The organism is Pantoea sp. SGAir0183 (genome assembly GCF_043545505.1).
Map to the genome: position 1 here is coordinate 2,467,074 of NZ_CP028053.1, position 16,114 is coordinate 2,483,187.

Annotated in this window: 12 protein-coding genes and 1 other RNA gene; 4 read left to right on the plus strand and 9 right to left on the minus strand. The window is 54.0% G+C overall.

The window, feature by feature from the left end; genetic code table 11:
- Nucleotides 1-84: 84 nt before the first annotated feature.
- The 7 genes from C1N59_RS11480 to sufA are packed head-to-tail and all read right to left on the minus strand — an operon-like array spanning nucleotide 85 to nucleotide 6,684.
- Nucleotides 85-1,047, minus strand: coding sequence for a L,D-transpeptidase family protein (locus C1N59_RS11480; RefSeq protein ID WP_324019829.1), 963 nt, complete (start codon nucleotides 1,045-1,047; stop codon nucleotides 85-87).
- Nucleotides 1,048-1,102: 55 nt separating this feature from the next.
- Nucleotides 1,103-1,519, minus strand: a complete 417-nt coding sequence (gene sufE, locus C1N59_RS11485) for a cysteine desulfuration protein SufE (protein ID WP_283786933.1) — start codon at nucleotides 1,517-1,519, stop codon at nucleotides 1,103-1,105.
- A 21-nt stretch (nucleotides 1,520-1,540) separates the two neighbouring features.
- Nucleotides 1,541-2,764 (minus strand): cysteine desulfurase SufS, encoded by a 1,224-nt coding sequence (gene sufS / locus C1N59_RS11490; RefSeq protein WP_394550834.1) that lies wholly within the window; start codon nucleotides 2,762-2,764, stop codon nucleotides 1,541-1,543.
- On the minus strand, nucleotides 2,764-4,041 hold the full coding sequence (gene sufD, locus C1N59_RS11495; protein ID WP_283786935.1) for a Fe-S cluster assembly protein SufD: 1,278 nt from the start codon (nucleotides 4,039-4,041) through the stop codon (nucleotides 2,764-2,766). The genes sufS and sufD overlap by 1 nt, the downstream gene beginning before the upstream one ends.
- A complete protein-coding gene (sufC, locus tag C1N59_RS11500) occupies nucleotides 4,016-4,762 on the minus strand; it encodes a Fe-S cluster assembly ATPase SufC (RefSeq protein ID WP_006118973.1) in 747 nt (248 codons plus the stop codon). Before sufC ends, sufD begins: the two co-directional genes overlap by 26 nt.
- Before the next feature lie 46 nt (nucleotides 4,763-4,808).
- Nucleotides 4,809-6,302: a Fe-S cluster assembly protein SufB gene (gene sufB, locus C1N59_RS11505; protein ID WP_033741147.1), complete on the minus strand. Its 1,494-nt coding sequence runs from the start codon at nucleotides 6,300-6,302 to the stop codon at nucleotides 4,809-4,811.
- 7 nt (nucleotides 6,303-6,309) lie between these two features.
- Nucleotides 6,310-6,684, minus strand: a complete 375-nt coding sequence (gene sufA, locus C1N59_RS11510) for a Fe-S cluster assembly scaffold SufA (RefSeq protein WP_006118971.1) — start codon at nucleotides 6,682-6,684, stop codon at nucleotides 6,310-6,312.
- Between the two features lie 391 nt (nucleotides 6,685-7,075).
- Here sufA and C1N59_RS11515 point away from each other — a divergent pair, with 391 nt between their 5' ends.
- Entirely contained in the window at nucleotides 7,076-7,480 is a 405-nt protein-coding gene (locus tag C1N59_RS11515; RefSeq protein ID WP_006118970.1) for a hypothetical protein, read from the plus strand.
- A 30-nt stretch (nucleotides 7,481-7,510) separates the two neighbouring features.
- Here the strand turns inward: C1N59_RS11515 and C1N59_RS11520 are convergent, their stop codons facing one another.
- The gene (locus C1N59_RS11520) at nucleotides 7,511-10,564 is read right to left on the minus strand and encodes a D-2-hydroxyglutarate dehydrogenase YdiJ (RefSeq protein ID WP_185199506.1); all 3,054 of its coding nucleotides are present in this window, start codon (nucleotides 10,562-10,564) and stop codon (nucleotides 7,511-7,513) included.
- Nucleotides 10,565-10,771: 207 nt separating this feature from the next.
- Between C1N59_RS11520 and ydiK the strand changes: the two genes are divergently transcribed.
- Together ydiK and rprA are read left to right on the plus strand one after the other, a co-directional pair.
- Complete coding sequence (gene ydiK, locus C1N59_RS11525) at nucleotides 10,772-11,866, plus strand: AI-2E family transporter YdiK (protein ID WP_054633899.1); 1,095 nt, start codon at nucleotides 10,772-10,774, stop codon at nucleotides 11,864-11,866.
- Between the two features lie 259 nt (nucleotides 11,867-12,125).
- Nucleotides 12,126-12,235: antisense sRNA RprA (rprA, locus tag C1N59_RS11530), an RNA gene on the plus strand.
- A 204-nt stretch (nucleotides 12,236-12,439) separates the two neighbouring features.
- Here the strand turns inward: rprA and ppsA are convergent.
- Nucleotides 12,440-14,824, minus strand: a complete 2,385-nt coding sequence (ppsA, locus tag C1N59_RS11535; protein WP_033741141.1) for a phosphoenolpyruvate synthase — start codon at nucleotides 14,822-14,824, stop codon at nucleotides 12,440-12,442.
- 439 nt (nucleotides 14,825-15,263) lie between these two features.
- Between ppsA and C1N59_RS11540 the strand changes: the two genes are divergently transcribed.
- Complete coding sequence (locus C1N59_RS11540; protein WP_006118966.1) at nucleotides 15,264-16,091, plus strand: posphoenolpyruvate synthetase regulatory kinase/phosphorylase PpsR; 828 nt, start codon at nucleotides 15,264-15,266, stop codon at nucleotides 16,089-16,091.
- Nucleotides 16,092-16,114 lie beyond the last annotated feature (23 nt).

Below are 16,114 nucleotides of genomic sequence, written 5' to 3' on the forward strand. Positions count from 1 at the left end.
GCATCGGTTATGTCCAGGCAGGCCTGTCGCCTCAATCTGCTTCGGTTACTGCACTGACAGGACTCGCGCCCTGTCCCGCATTAATTAGTGTGCCGACAGGACGCTTGCCTCATCCCGCACCGGCTCACCGGCACTGACCAGCACCGGCATGCCCGAACGGCGCGTCAGCGTAGCGTTAATTAAGGCCTGGTCACTTTTCTCGCTCTTCATAAACGTCCTGAAGCCCGCACTTAAGGCCAGAGGCGCGGTTTGCGGATCGTCTTTCTCGCTACGCGACAAGGGCTGATGGACTTCAACGTAACGTTTGCCATCGGGCTCAACGGTATATTTCACCGGTTGGTTAATCACCTGCACACGCGTTCCCACCGGCACCGCATTAAACAGCGCTTCAATATCGTCCGTGCGCAGGCGAATACAACCCGAACTCACGCGCATGCCGATACCAAAATTGGCATTAGTACCATGGATAAGATATTGCCCGGTTCCCCGCGCCATACGCAACGCATGCAGCCCCATAGGGTTATCCGGGCCTGCGGGCACCACTGCAGGCAGGGTAATGCCCTCTTTCGCGTAGCGCTTACGAATATTCGCGGTAGGCGTCCAGGTGGGATTAGGGATTTTCTGGCTGATGCTGGTCACCATCACGGGCGTCATGATCCCCATCTGACCGATACCAATCGGATACACGATGACCTTGTTTTCACCTTTTGGGTAATAGTACAACCGCAGTTCCGCCAGGTTTACCACAATGCCTTCGCGTGGCGTATCCGGCAGAATCATCTGTAGCGGAATGGTCAGCTGCGTACCCGGCTTGGGCAACCACGGATCGGTGCCTGGGTTCGCTTCCAGCATGCCCAGCAGGCCAACCTGATAACGCGCAGCGATATCTTCCAGCGGGCGTTTATTATCTGGCACCTGGGTAACAAGATTTTCACCTGTCAGGCGGCTGCCAGGCGGCGGCAAGGGATATTCGGTAGCAAAACCGGGTGCAGAGAGCCCAAAACAGGTCAGCAGCAATGCACCGGCTATATAAAAAGCAGGTTTCATGCGATGTTCTCATCAGACAGTAAAAAGACGCCGGATGGCGTCTTTGGAGTGTATCTTAGCTGAGGTTCTGAGCGGTATGGCGAATTGACTTAATCATCGCCTCCAGCCCCTGCGAGCGCGTCGGCGTGAGGTGCTGAACGAGGGCCAGTTCGCTGAACCAGTGGCGAACATCCAGTGCCACGATTTCAGCGGGTTGCAGGTCCTGATAAAGGCTAAATACGATAGCAATCAGTCCCTTAACGATAGCTGCATCACTGTCACCTTCAAAGGCGATCGTACCGTCTGCCTGCGGGGTCATCTTGATCCACACCTGACTCTGACAGCCGGTAATGGCATTTTCAGGCTGGTGCAGTGTTTCAGACGATTCCGGGAGTTTGGCACCTAATTCAATGATGTACAGATACTTCTCTTCCCAGTTAGCGCAACGATTAAAGTTGCGCACCAGTTTCTCTTTTTCTGGCAACGTGGCCATGAATCACTCCGTTTACGTTGTTCAGCCGCCCAGCAGGCGATGAATACGCGTCAGACCTGCCGCCAGCCGATCCACTTCGTCTTCACTGTTGTAGAACGTGAAAGAAGCGCGACACATCGCGGGGACCTGATAATGGCGCAGCAGCGGCATAGCGCAATGGTGGCCGGTACGAATCGCGATACCGTACTGATCAAGGAAGCTGCCGACATCAAAGGCGTGATGTTTGCCCAGGTTAAAGGCAATCACACCGGTACGCTGCTGCGAACCGTAGATCTGGATATCCGGCACGGAGGCGAGCTTATCAAGCGCATAATTCATCAGGATTGTTTCCCGCTGATGAATCGTATCCAGTCCCAGCGCCTCAACATACTCCAGCGCGGCGCCCAGACCAATGATGCCACCGGTATTCGGCGTTCCGGCTTCAAAACGCCACGGTGCCGTATTCCAGGTGGTGCCGGTGGGCAGCAGGACTTCACCAATCATCGATCCGCCCCCTTCCCAGGGCGGCATGATGTTCAGCAGCGCCTTGCGGCCATACAGCACGCCAATGCCCGTTGGGCCATAGAGCTTATGGCCGGAGAACACATAGAAGTCGCAGCCGATATCCTGTACATCGACGGCGCTGTGCATCACGGCCTGCGCCCCGTCGATCAGGGTAACCACACCTGCTGCCCTGGCCTGCGCGACGATGGCTTTGACCGGATTCACCGTACCGAGCACATTGGACACATGGGTGACCGCCAGCAGGCGCGTGCGACTGTCAATCAGCCCCGCCAGTTGATCCAGCGCCAGCTCACCGTTGTCGGTCAGGGGCAGTACCCGAATTTCCGCACCACAGCGTTGAGCCACCATCTGCCAGGGCACGATATTCGCATGGTGCTCCATCTGCGTGATAATCAGGTTATCACCGGGTTGCAGTTGACTGCCCGCCCAGCTGTTGGCAACCAGGTTGATGCCTTCCGTCGTACCTTTAACAAAAACGATTTCTTCCGCAGAAGCCGCATTCAGAAAACGTGCCGCCTGTTCGCGAACGTTTTCCATATCGCTGGTTGCCTGCTGGCTGAGCGTGTGAATACCGCGGTGCACGGCGGCATAGCCGTGCTGGTAGAAATGGCTTTCGGCATTGATGACCGACAAAGGACGCTGTGCGCTGGCCGCGCTGTCAAGGTAAGCCAGCGGATGACCGTTGACCTCACGCTTCAGAACCGGAAAATCCGCTCTGATACGCTCGAGATCGAAGTTCATCATGAGTTGTCTCCTGGAAAACGCTGAGCAATGCGCTGGAGCACCGCCTGGCGAAGAACGGGGTTCTCCAGCGTTTCGGTTAACTCAGCCGCAAAGGCGTGAATGATCATGGTCTGCGCGGCATCCTGCTCAATACCGCGCGAACGCAGGTAGAACATCTGCTCGTCATCAATACGGCCTACGGTCGCACCGTGGCTGCATTTAACGTCATCGGCATAAATTTCCAGCTGCGGCTTGGTATCCACTTCGGCCAGGCGGCCTAACAGCAGATTGTTGTTGGTCATCTGACCATCTGTCTTTAACGCATGCTGCGCCACTTTGATGTGGCCGTTAAAGACCGCACGCCCTTTGTCACGCACGATGGTTTTGTGCATCTGACGGCTCAGGCAGTGGCCTTTGTTGTGCTCAAGATAGGTGCGGGTATCCGCCACTTCCTGATTCACGGGCAGCACCAGACTGTTCAAAGAAAGCTGGGTGTTTTCGCCATTGAGCTGCGTACTGGTGTTATGACGGCTTAAACCCGCACCCAGTAAGAAGCTGGTGCTGGTCACCTGCGCATCACGGTTAATCACGATGTCATTATGGGCAAAGTGATAACTTTTAGTGCTTTCAAAGGCCAGCTTGGTGTGCCTGAGCGTAGCATTATCAGCGACAGCAAAGGTAAAGCGACCGCCGGTGAAGTGCGCGCTGTCGTTCAGCGTGACATAGTGCTCGATGACTTCCGCTTCTGCACTCTCTTCCAGTTGCAGATGATGACGGTAATGAACGGTGTTCATGCCATCATCTTTGCCGCTGGTGATGTGCAGCAGGTAAAGCGGACGTGAAGCCGCCTTACCGCGCGGCAGACGAACATGGGTCACTTCTTCAGCCAGGCTTTCCGTCAGATGCAGAAAGACTTCTGGCTGAACGGGCGCAGGCAGATCGCGACGCTCAGCGGCAACGCTGTGCTGAATCTCGAAAAAATCAGTCCCGGTCGCGCTCAGCGCAGACTGGAATTTGCCGTCGACAAACACCAGACGAATGGCATCCAGCGGCAGAGCGAGCGCTTCAACCTGTGAAGCACTCACGTCCTGAGACTCAGGCAACACAAAGTGCTGTGCCAGCAGGCCATCCAGCGGCGTGTATTTCCAGTTTTCATGCTTGCGCGTGGGCAAGCCCAGACGCATTAACTGCTGCCAGTGCTGCTGTGCCTGCATGGAACGCAGTTCACCGCGCGATTCAAACAGGTGGTGCCACTGTTGCAGCGCAGTATCACTCTTCGTCGGTAAGCCAGCCATAACCCTGCTCCTCCAACTGTTTCACCAGCGAGAAGTCGCCAGATTTCACGATCTTGCCCTGATACAGCACATGCACAAAATCAGGTTTGATATAGTCCAGGATACGCTGATAGTGCGTGACAATGATGAACGCACGCTTCTCATCGCGCAGGCTGTTTACGCCGTTAGCCACGATTTTCAGGGCATCGATGTCAAGACCGGAGTCCGTTTCGTCCAGAATGCACAGATCGGGCTCAAGCGCGGCCATCTGCAGAATATCGTTACGCTTCTTCTCACCGCCGGAGAAACCGACGTTGACAGAACGGGTCAGCAGATCTTCAGGCATCTTGAGCAGATTAATTTTCTCTTCGATGAAATCCTGGAAATCAAAACGATCGAGCTCATCCTGCTGACGGTATTTGCGCACTGCGTTCACAGAGGTCTGCAGGAAAAACTGGTTGCTGACGCCAGGAATTTCAACCGGATACTGGAACGCCATGAAGATCCCTTCACCCGCGCGCTCTTCCGGCTCCAGCTCCAGCAAGTCTTTGCCTTTAAAGGTCACTGAACCGCCGGTGATTTCATAGTCTTCACGGCCAGCTAAGGTCGCAGACAGCGTACTTTTACCTGAACCATTCGGTCCCATGATGGCATGAACTTCGCCTGGTTTAATCTCAAGGTTCAGACCACGTAAGATCGCTTTGTCTTCAACGCTAACCTGTAAATCTTTAATACTTAACATACTTATTCCTTCACATTGCTTCCGGCAACGCGTGTGACGGCGTCAATCAGCCCACACTGTGCTCAAGGCTGATGGCTAACAGTTTTTGTGCTTCCACTGCAAATTCCAGCGGCAGCTCAGAGAATACGTCTTTACAGAAGCCGTTCACGATCATCGAGATAGCATCTTCTTCACTGATGCCACGTTGCAGACAGTAGAACATCTGATCTTCGCCGATACGTGAAGTGGTCGCTTCATGCTCCAGCTGGGCGGTGTTGTTGCGGGTTTCAACATACGGGAACGTATGTGCACCACAATCTGGCCCAATCAGCATGGAATCACACTGGGTAAAGTTACGTGCGTTGGTGGCCGTCGGCATGATTTTCACCAGGCCACGGTAAGTGTTCTGGCTTTTACCGGCAGAGATACCTTTGGAGATAATGGTCGACCGGGTGTTTTTACCAATGTGAATCATCTTGGTACCGGTGTCCGCCTGCTGGCGTCCGCTGGTTAAGGCGACGGAGTAGAACTCGCCCACGGAGTGATCGCCACGCAGGATACAGCTCGGGTATTTCCAGGTAATGGCCGACCCGGTTTCCGACTGCGTCCAGGACATTTTACTGTGGTCGCCTTCACACAGCGCACGCTTGGTCACGAAGTTAAGGATACCGCCCTCGCCTTCACCGCCCGGGAACCAGTTCTGTACGGTGGAGTATTTCACTTCCGCATTCTTGTGGATGATCACCTCGACCACCGCTGCGTGCAGCTGATAGCTGTCACGGACCGGTGCAGAACAGCCTTCAATGTAGCTGACATAGCTGTCTTCATCAGCAATCAGGATGGTGCGTTCAAACTGACCGGTTTTCGCCGCGTTAATACGGAAGTAGGTTGACAGCTCCATCGGACAACGCACCCCTTTCGGGATGTAAACAAAGGTACCGTCTGACGCAACCGCTGAATTCAGGGCAGCGAAGAAGTTGTCGTTGGGCGGCACTACCGTGCCCAGATATTTCTTCACCAGCTCCGGATGATCGTGAATGGCTTCACCGAACGAGCAGAAGATAATGCCCTGTTCCGCCAGCTTGCTACGATAGGTGGTGGACACCGACACCGAGTCAAAAATGGCGTCAACCGCCACTTCCTTGCCTTCACGCACCGGTACACCCAGTTGGTTGAAGGCGTTTTCCACTTCCTGCGTCAGGTAATCGTTGGCAGGCGCCGCGCCTGAAGCCTGCGTGGCTCCCGGCTCCGACGCACAGGTATCGTCACAGTTGCCGCACGACGGCGCGGAATAGTAACTGTAATCCTGATAGTCGAGCTTTTCGTAGTGCGCTTTCAGCCAGTGTGGCTCTTCCATTTCCAGCCAGGCACGAAAAGCTTTAAGCCGAAACTCCAGCATCCACTCTGGCTCGTTACGCTTAGCCGAAATTGCGCGTACGACATCTTCATTGATGCCGTTGGCAAATTCTTCGGTTTGCAACTGGGTAAAGAAGCCCTCTTTATAATTGAGCTTGCCTTCCCACATTTGTACATCGTCAGATGTTTCGCTGTGTCGTGACATATTTCACTTACTCGACGCCAAAGCTTTCACCGCACCCGCAGGCGTGTTGAGCTTTAGGGTTATTGAATTTAAAAATTTGATTCAGGCCTTCACGGACGTAATCCACTTCAGTGCCATCGATAAATGGCATCGCCTGAAGCGGTACAAACAATGTTGCGCCGTAGTAGGTAAACTGCAGGTCGTCATCTTCTGGTTGCTTCACCAGATCCATGACATAACCAAAGCCGGCACAACCGGATTGTTTAATCGCTAAACGCAGGCCCTTGACTTCTGGGTTTTCTGCGGCCAGATTTAGAATTTGTTTCGCTGCGGTTTCGGTCAGCGTTAACCCTTTCCACACATATTCGTCAGGTGAGAAAGAGTCTGCATTCACGGATGACATGTTGCTACCTCTTGTGAGTCCGGACCTTTTCAGGCTATCCCCCTATGGTAGTGATCTCACTGATCACTTCAACCTCTTGTTTTGCAGGGATAATCATTAGGTGCTGTTTTTAACAGCGCATTTATTAAGCATAGCGTCTTCAGCCAGGCTTGCATTCGCAAAACAGGCAGGAAGCACGACCCCGTAACCTGTTAATAACTGGTGAATTTTAAAATCATCACTTTATGATAAACCCTTTATTGATAGGTTACGCCTTTCTGTGTTGTAAATAGATTGTTATTTCCGATTATACCGACAGGTGAAATAAATCGGAAAAAAATTCTCATTTGCCAATTGCAATCGCTGTTCAGTTGAATATGATAATTATTATCATTCAGCATCAGGATGCGTTATGTCGTTATCGGTTTCCGCCTGGCTTCAGCACAAACTTGATGAATACCGTTTTTCGGTTCGCGATCTCACTGTCGATTTTTACCTGGCGCAGGCCAGACTTGACCGGGCTGAGTGTACCGTTCAGCAGTTACGTCAGTTCAATGATACCTGTCTGGATATGGCAGAACTTTGCCAACTGAACGGTGACGACCAGAGTTATTTGCATGCCATGGGTAAGCTTCATCACCGACTGGTCGTAGAAATGCAAAATCCCGACCGGGATCGGCTGTTTCGCATTCAGGCTTACCAGCTGGCAAGACTGTCACTCACCCGGCTATGCCACCAGCTGGCCATTACAGGTGAATGGGAACAGGCGACGGTGCTCCAGAGTAACTTTGTCAAACATGCAGGCTGGATATTCTAATCCAGCCTGCGGTTGACGTCTCCTGCCTTTTTACACCAGCTCAAGCAGAGCCTGAAGCGGATGGCGCATACCATTGCCTTCAACACGTTTAACCTGGCTCCGGCAGGAAAAACCGGTTGCCAGACAGCGTTGACGCGGCAGCTTTTGCAACTGCGGATGCCATGAGAGCGCGTAAATGCCCAGCGAATTGTCCAGATTTTTGCTCTCGTGTCCGTAAGTGCCCGCCATGCCACAGCAGCCCACGTTGATGTTTTCCAGCTTTGCACCAAACCGTAAAAAAATCGCCTGCCACTGACCGGGCGTTGCAGGCAAGGCGGTGACTTCGGTGCAGTGCGCAAACAGGTACCAGGCTTCGCCGCTGGCAATCTGGACGTCACGTTCCTGCACCGCATTCTGCAACCATTCATGCACCAACAGCACAGTGAAATCGCCCCGCGCCTCCCCCAGCGTCTGGCGATATTCATCGCGATAACACAGGACCGTTGCTGGATCGATGCCGACCATTGGCATGCCCAGCCGGGCGACGCGATTGAGAAAATCGGCGGTTTTACTGGCCGTGCGGGCAAAGCGTTGTAAAAAGCCTTTAACGTGCTGTGCCTTACCGTTTGGCGAGAAGGGCAACAGAACAGGTTGATAGCCGAGTTTCTCAATCAGCCTGATAAAGTCGCTGACCAGCCGGGCCTCATAGAAGCTGGTAAAGGGATCCTGCACCACCAGCACCGTTTTCGCCCGCTGCGCCTCCGTCAGCCCTTCAAGCTGTTCCAGCGTCATCTGCATTGCCGGATGGCCGCTCAGCTGCTGTTTGAGAGTGGGTGAGGAAAGCAAGGGCAAATCCACCATGCCAATGTGCGTTTTGCTGAACGATGCGGCCCAGGGCTGTTTAAGGAAGAAGTTAAAGACCGTAGGCGCTTTTGCCATCACGGGCGCATAGCTTTCCACCGCGGCCACCAGATGATCGCTCAGGGGACGAAGATAGCGCGTATGATAAAGCTGCAAAAAACGCGAGCGGAAAGCCGGCACGTCAATTTTAATCGGGCACTGGGTTGAACAGGCCTTACAGGCCAGGCAGCCTGACATGGCGTCCTTCACTTCATGCGAAAAATCATATTCGCCTTTATTCGCATACCAGGTGTTCCGCATGCGGCCAACCAGCCCCCGCAACGACAGTGTCTTCTCCGGCAGTTTTTTCTCCAGCATCACCGGATCCACGCCCTGCTCTGCCAGCAAGCGCAGCCATTCGCGTGTTAAGGTGGCGCGCCCTTTAGGTGAATGAATGCGGTTGCGCGTGATTTTCATCGAGGGGCACATCGGGCTGCGCACGTCGAAATTGAAGCACAAGCCATTACCGTTACATTCCATCGCGCCACGCCAGGTGTCACGCACCTGTACAGGAATCTGGCGGTCATAGCTGCCGCGTTTGGTGGCATCCACCTGCATCATCGCCGCATCGCTGTTGTAAGGCGTACAGATCTTGCCGGGGTTCAGCCGGTTATCGGGATCGAACGCCGCTTTGATACGGCGCAGTTCGTTGAACAGGGTGTCCCCGAAGAAGGCCGGACTGTATTGCGCGCGAAAGCCCTTGCCATGTTCGCCCCACAGCAGACCGCCATAGCGCGCGGTCAGTTCGACCACCTCATCAGAAATCTGCTTCATCATCATTTCCTGATGCGGATCGCACATATCCAGCGCCGGCCGGACATGGAGCACGCCTGCGTCCACATGGCCAAACATGCCGTAACTCAGGCCATGGCTGTCAAGAAGCGCCCGGAACTCGACGATGTAGTCGGCAAGGTGTTCCGGCGGCACGGCCGTATCTTCGACAAACGGAATCGGCTTCGCCCGCCCTTTCGCATTGCCCAATAATCCCACCGCTTTTTTACGCATGTTATAAATGCGTTCGATGCTGTCCAGGTCGTTACAGCGTTGATAGCCAATGACGCCGCCTTCCTGCTGCGCGATCAGCGCATCAAGTCGGCTGCAGAGTTGCGTCAGTTGCTGCTCAATTTTCGCTTCGTCATCCCCGGCAAACTCCACAATATTCAGCCCTGACATCGTTTTGTCGGGAACATCGGTGATCAGCGCTTTCACCGAGTGCCAGACGATGTCCTCCCGTGCCAGATTGAGCACTTTCGAGTCCACAGTTTCGACGGAAAGAGCCTGCGCCTGTACCATCAGAGGCGCATTGCGCAAAGCAGAATCAAAGGAGTCGTATTTGATATTCACCACGCGCCGCACTTTAGGCAGGGGCGTAATGTCCAGCCGGGCTTCACTGATAAAGGCCAGCGTGCCTTCTGCGCCGCACAGCAGGCGCGTCAGGTCAAACGTTTGCATATCGTCGCTGAAGACATGACGCAAATCGTAGCCAGTCAGGAAGCGGTTCAGTTTGGGAAATTTTTCCAGAATCAGGTCACGCTGTTCGCGACATCGCGTCAGGACCTGCTGATAGATGCGGCCCTCTGGCGTGGGCGTTTGCGCCAGGCTTTCGGCCAGCGCCGTGGGCATGGGCCGGGTATCCAGAATATCGCCCCCCAGCAGGACCGCCCGCAACCCAAGAACATGATCAGAGGTTTTACCATACACCAGCGATCCCTGGCCGGAGGCATCGGTATTGATCATGCCGCCCAGCGTAGCACGGTTACTGGTCGACAACTCTGGCGAGAAAAAGTAACCAAACGGTTTCAGATACGCGTTAAGTTGATCTTTAACCACGCCCGCTTCTACACGCACCCATCCCTGTTCGGTGTTAACCTCCAGGATACGGTTCATGTAGCGGGACATATCCACAATAATGCCCTGATTCAGTGACTGGCCGTTAGTGCCGGTCCCGCCACCGCGCGGGGTGAAAACCAGACTCGAGAACGCCGGGTCCCCCGCTACGCGGGCAATCAGCGCGACATCAGCCGTCGAGCGCGGAAACAGCACCGCATCGGGCAGCAGCTGATAGATGCTGTTGTCGGTTGAGAGAGAAAGCCTGTCGGCATAACTGGTGGCGGTATCGCCGGTGAAGCCCTGTTCTTTGAGGGTTTCAAGGAATGTCAGCACCCGCTGGATAAGACCCGGTGCCTGAGAAATCTGTGGGATCATGATTCTGTGACCAACGATGTTGTGTAGGTTTGCGTCTGTCGCGTGCGTTAATCTCCTGTTTTATCACATTTCTGTCAGCCCTGTCGTTTTTTCAGGAAAGGCTGAAACCATTTCTTTACAAGCCTGTTTAAACGCCCTCAAATAGCTCATGATGACGGGTCACTGTCATCCCCTGCGTTGAAGGATCTCAAAGAGGTAATGCTTAAGATGAAAAGCCTGGAACGGCAGATAGACCTTCCCCAAATGTTGTTCACTCTGATATTCATTTTGCTGTTGATTGCCGCCTGCTTATGGGTGGTGCAACCTTTTATCCTCGGCTTCGCCTGGGCCAGCATGGTAGTGATTGCGACCTGGCCGTTGATGCTGAGAATTCAGCGACTGCTCTGGGGCCGGCGTTCTCTGGCCGTCATTGTGATGACCATTCTGCTTCTGCTGCTGTTTATTATTCCGGTTGCCCTGCTGGTGAACAGCCTGATTGATAACAGTGCTCCGGTAATTGCCTGGGCGACGCAGGGCCATATGCTGCCGACGCTGAGCTGGCTGAATGACATTCCTGTGGTCGGGGAAAAACTGTATGCCAGCTACCAGAAACTGGTGGCCGGCGGCGGTGCGGCCATCATGGCCAAGCTTCAGCCTTACGTCGGTCGTACAACAGGCTTCTTTGTTGCGCAGGCCGGACACTTTGGCCGGTTTATGATTCATCTGGCCGTGATGCTGCTGTTTAGCGTGCTGCTCTACTGGCGCGGTGAACAGGCGGCGCTGGGGATTCGCCATTTCGCTGTGCGCATGGCGGGCCGTCGCGGTGATGCCGCCGTTTTGCTGGCCGGGCAAGCCGTACGTGCGGTGGCGCTGGGCGTGGTGGTGACTGCGCTGGTACAGGGCGTGCTGGGCGGTATCGGGCTGGCCATCTCCGGCATTCCTTATGCGACCTTGCTGACCGTCCTGATGATCCTCTGCTGTCTGGTCCAGATTGGTCCCCTGCTGGTGCTGGTGCCCGCCATTGTTTATCTCTACTGGAGCGGCGATACGACCTGGGGCACGGTGCTGCTGGTGTGGAGCTGCGTCGTCGGAACACTGGACAATATTTTGCGTCCCGTGCTGATTCGTATGGGTGCCGACCTGCCGCTGATTCTGATTTTATCCGGTGTCATTGGCGGACTCATCGCGTTTGGCATGATCGGACTGTTTATCGGCCCCGTCGTGCTGGCCGTCTCCTATCGCCTGGTGTCCGTCTGGATGAATGAAGTGCCCAGACCACCGGTCGATCCGCTCAAAGCCTTGGACAAAAAGACGGATCAATAGGCCCTGTTCTGCATTTCATATGATTAGTAGTGGTTAAGTAGGCTGGCTGATTAAGATATCACCAGCCTTTTTTCCATTAGTAGTTTTTAAGATAAAACGCATATTTAGCGCTTTAAGCCCATTTTTCGGCCTGAAATGATTATTTTTCATACATAATAACTCTCCTGAACGCTCTTAATGATGGTCAAAATATTATTTCCTTTAAACTAATAAGAGGATTCTTAAAGACGCCAGCAAGCGGTATGAATAACATATTTAACAAGTTTGAAATCAACTCACTGATTTCTAAACACCCTTATTTCCCCTGAGTAGCGTAAAGAATTGCTGTGTGTAGTCTTTGCCCATCCCCTGTGATGGGCTTTTTTTTTGCCTGTCGAAAAGGGGTTGCGCCCTCTTTTTACCGGTCAGGTTGTATGAACAGGCCGAAGAGCAACCTCGCCCCATATACGCTTTCCGCGCAAGTGATATCTCGACAACCGGAGCGGGTCAGCACTGATCAACCCCGTCTGTTTTTCCGCCGGGAATAAAAAAGCCAGCTTGCGCTGGCCTTAAAGTAACAGTGTAAACGTCGCGTCAGGCAGACTTATTCAGGGCCGCCAGGCTCAGCCACGTTTCCACGACGGTATCCGGGTTAAGTGACAAACTGTCGATGCCCTGCTCCATCAACCAGGCCGCAAAATCCTGATGATCCGAAGGCCCTTGTCCACAAATACCGACGTATTTACCCTGTTTTTTCGCCGCCTTGATCGCCATGGACAGTAAGGCTTTCACCGCCTCATTGCGTTCATCAAACAGGGCAGACACGACGCCGGAATCACGATCGAGCCCCAGCGCCAGCTGCGTCATGTCGTTCGAGCCAATGGAGAAGCCGTCAAAGTGCTGTAAAAACTGCTCCGCCAGCAGAGCATTTGACGGGATTTCACACATCATAATGACCTTCAGTCCGTTCTCACCCCGCTTCAGCCCCTGGCGACCTAACTCTTCGACCACCGCCTGCGCCTGGTCCACCGTACGTACAAACGGCACCATGATCTCGACATTGGTCAGTCCCATGTCATTTCGCACCCGCTTCACCGCTTCACACTCAAGCGCAAAACAGTCGCGGAAGCTTTCTGACACGTAACGGCCAGCGCCGCGGAAGCCCAGCATGGGGTTCTCTTCTTCCGGTTCGTACCGTTCCCCGCCGACCAGATTGGCGTATTCATTGGTTTTGAAGTCGGACAATCGCACAATCACCCGTTTGGGTGCGAATGCCGCGCCCAGGGTCGCGATACCTTCAGTCAGGCGCGCAATGTAGAACTCGACGGGATCGTCAAAGCCTTTCATCAGCTGACGAATGTGTTGCTGCAACGCCGGCGGTTGTTGGTCAAACTCAAGCAGCGCTTTAGGATGCACACCGATCATGCGGTTGATGATGAACTCCAGGCGCGCCAGCCCAACCCCTTCATTGGGTAAGCAGGCAAAATCAAAGGCGCGATCCGGGTTACCCACGTTCATCATCACCTTCAGCGGCAGGTCCGGCATGGTATCGACCTGCGAACTGGTCACGTCAAAATCGAGCAGTTCGTCGTAAACATAGCCGGTATCGCCTTCCGCACAGGACACGGTCACGGTATGACCTTCTTTCAGGCGCTCGGTGGCATCGCCGCACCCGACCACCGCCGGAATTCCCAATTCACGCGCTATAATCGCGGCATGACAGGTACGCCCCCCGCGATTGGTGACAATAGCGGAGGCCTTTTTCATGATCGGTTCCCAGTCAGGATCGGTCATATCGGTCACCAGCACGTCACCTTTTTCGATACGGTTCATTTCGCTGATGTCATGAATCACCTTAACCGGCCCGGCACCAATGCGATGGCCAATTGCACGGCCTTCAATGACCACATTTCCCTGGCCTTGCAGGGTGTAACGCTCCATCACCTGACCATTTGAGCGCACGGTTTCCGGTCGCGCCTGCACGATGAACAGCTTGCCGGTATGCCCGTCTTTTGCCCATTCAATATCCATCGGGCGCTTATAGTGCTGCTCGATCAGTACCGCCTGCTGTGCCAGCGCCTGAACTTCGCTGTCGTTCAGGCAGAAGCGGTCGCGTTCCGTTTCCGGCACATCCTCGATTCGCACCTGCTCGCCGTGCTCACGTGAATCGGCATACACCATCCGCACTTTTTTCGAGCCCATGTTGCGGCGCACGATTGCCGGACGCTTCGCGGCCAGTGTGGGTTTATGCACGTAAAACTCATCCGGGTTGACAGCGCCCTGCACCACCATTTCGCCCAGACCCAGCGCCGCCGTGATAAACACCACCTGATCAAAGCCAGATTCCGTATCAATGGTAAACATCACGCCTGATGCGGCCAGATCGGAACGGACCATACGCTGTATGCCTGCCGACAGGGCAACACCCCGGTGATCGTAGCCCTGATGAACACGGTAAGAGATGGCACGATCGTTAAACAGGGATGCGTAAACATGTTTCACCGCTACCATCACAGCTTCGATGCCCTGCACGTTCAGAAAGGTTTCCTGTTGTCCGGCAAAGGAAGCATCGGGCATATCTTCTGCGGTGGCCGAGGAGCGTACGGCAAAAGAGGCCTCGGCATCGTCTGCTGAGAGCTGTTCGTAAGCCGACAAAATGGCGGCTTCAAGTTCAGGCTGGAAGGGCGTTTCGACGACCCACTGACGAATCTGCTTACCTGCTTTCGCCAGTTGATCAACATCATCAATATTGGTGTCATCCAGCAATGCATAAATACGCTGGTTCAGACCGCTCTGCTCAAGAAACTGATTAAAGGCCCAGGAGGTGGTCGCGAAACCATTGGGTACCGAAACCCCCAGAGAGGATAAATTAGTAATCATCTCACCCAGAGACGCATTTTTGCCTCCTACCCGATCAACATCATGCATGCCAAGCTGGTTGTACCAGAGTACTAACGGCTGTTCGCCTTTATTGGACATTGAACTGATCCTTTATTAATGAATGGGCACATGGAAAATCCTGCTATTAACACAATCAGCCTGGCATAACGTTTTGGCAAACACGATCTGTTGAATCGTTAAAGCAGATTCTGCACGGCAGTTTCAGACTATAACCCGCTTTTTTAAGACGTTGCGCAAAGGATTGTTTTTATCACAACCCACTCATTTAAAAGTATTTTTCATTTCAGGGTCCTCTAAAGCGTCGTTTTTGTTGCGCAACAAGGCGGGTGGAAAAGGCAGCTTCAGGCGCGATTTTCATGGCAAATCTGTGGCGGAGAAAAGGAATACTTTCTGTCGGTTATGCTAAAACTGTACGACAAATGGTTAAGCCAGACTTCACATGCCCCCGCTGGGATTCGCGCGCCTGAACTTAACCCTGCTCCGTCTTTTCACGACTTCCTTGCACGAGGCCTGCTCCATGACCACCGACAGAAGCGTTTTTTATATCTCCGACGGCACTGCGATTACCGCCGAAGTATTAGGCCACGCGGTGCTATCGCAGTTTCCCGTTAACACCAACAGTGTCACCCTGCCGTTTGTTGAGAATGTTCAGCGCGCGCAGGCGGTTAAAGCGCAGATCAATGCCCTTTTTCAGCAAAGCGGCGTGCGTCCACTGGTCTTTTTTTCTATCGTCACGCCGGAAGTGCGCGACATCATTCTGCAAAGTGACGGGTTTTGTCAGGACATTGTTCAGGCGCTGGTCGCTCCGCTTCAGCAGGAGCTTGGTCTCGCACCGGCTCCGGTCGCACACCGAACGCACGGACTGGATGCCAGCAATCTGGGCAAATACGATGCGCGTATTGCGGCGATCGATTACACCCTGGCACATGATGACGGCATTTCACTGCGCGGCCTGGAAGACGCGCAGGTCATTCTGTTAGGCGTTTCCCGTTGTGGTAAAACCCCCACCAGCCTCTATCTGGCGATGCAGTTTGGTATTCGTGCCGCGAACTATCCGTTTATTGCCGATGATATGGATAACCTGAAACTGCCGCCCGCTCTGCGCCAGCATCAGCATAAACTGTTTGGTCTGACAATTGACCCGGAACGCCTGGCGGCCATACGTCAGGAACGCGCGGAAAATACCCGCTATGCTTCCCTGCGTCAGTGTCGACTGGAGGTGGGCGAAGTGGAAGCGCTGTTCCGTACCCACCAGATTCGCTATCTCAACAGTACCAACTATTCCGTGGAAGAGATCGCCACCAAGATCCTCGATATTATGGGCCTGACGCGCCGCATGTACTGATCCGCCGCCGGCAGCGCCCTGTA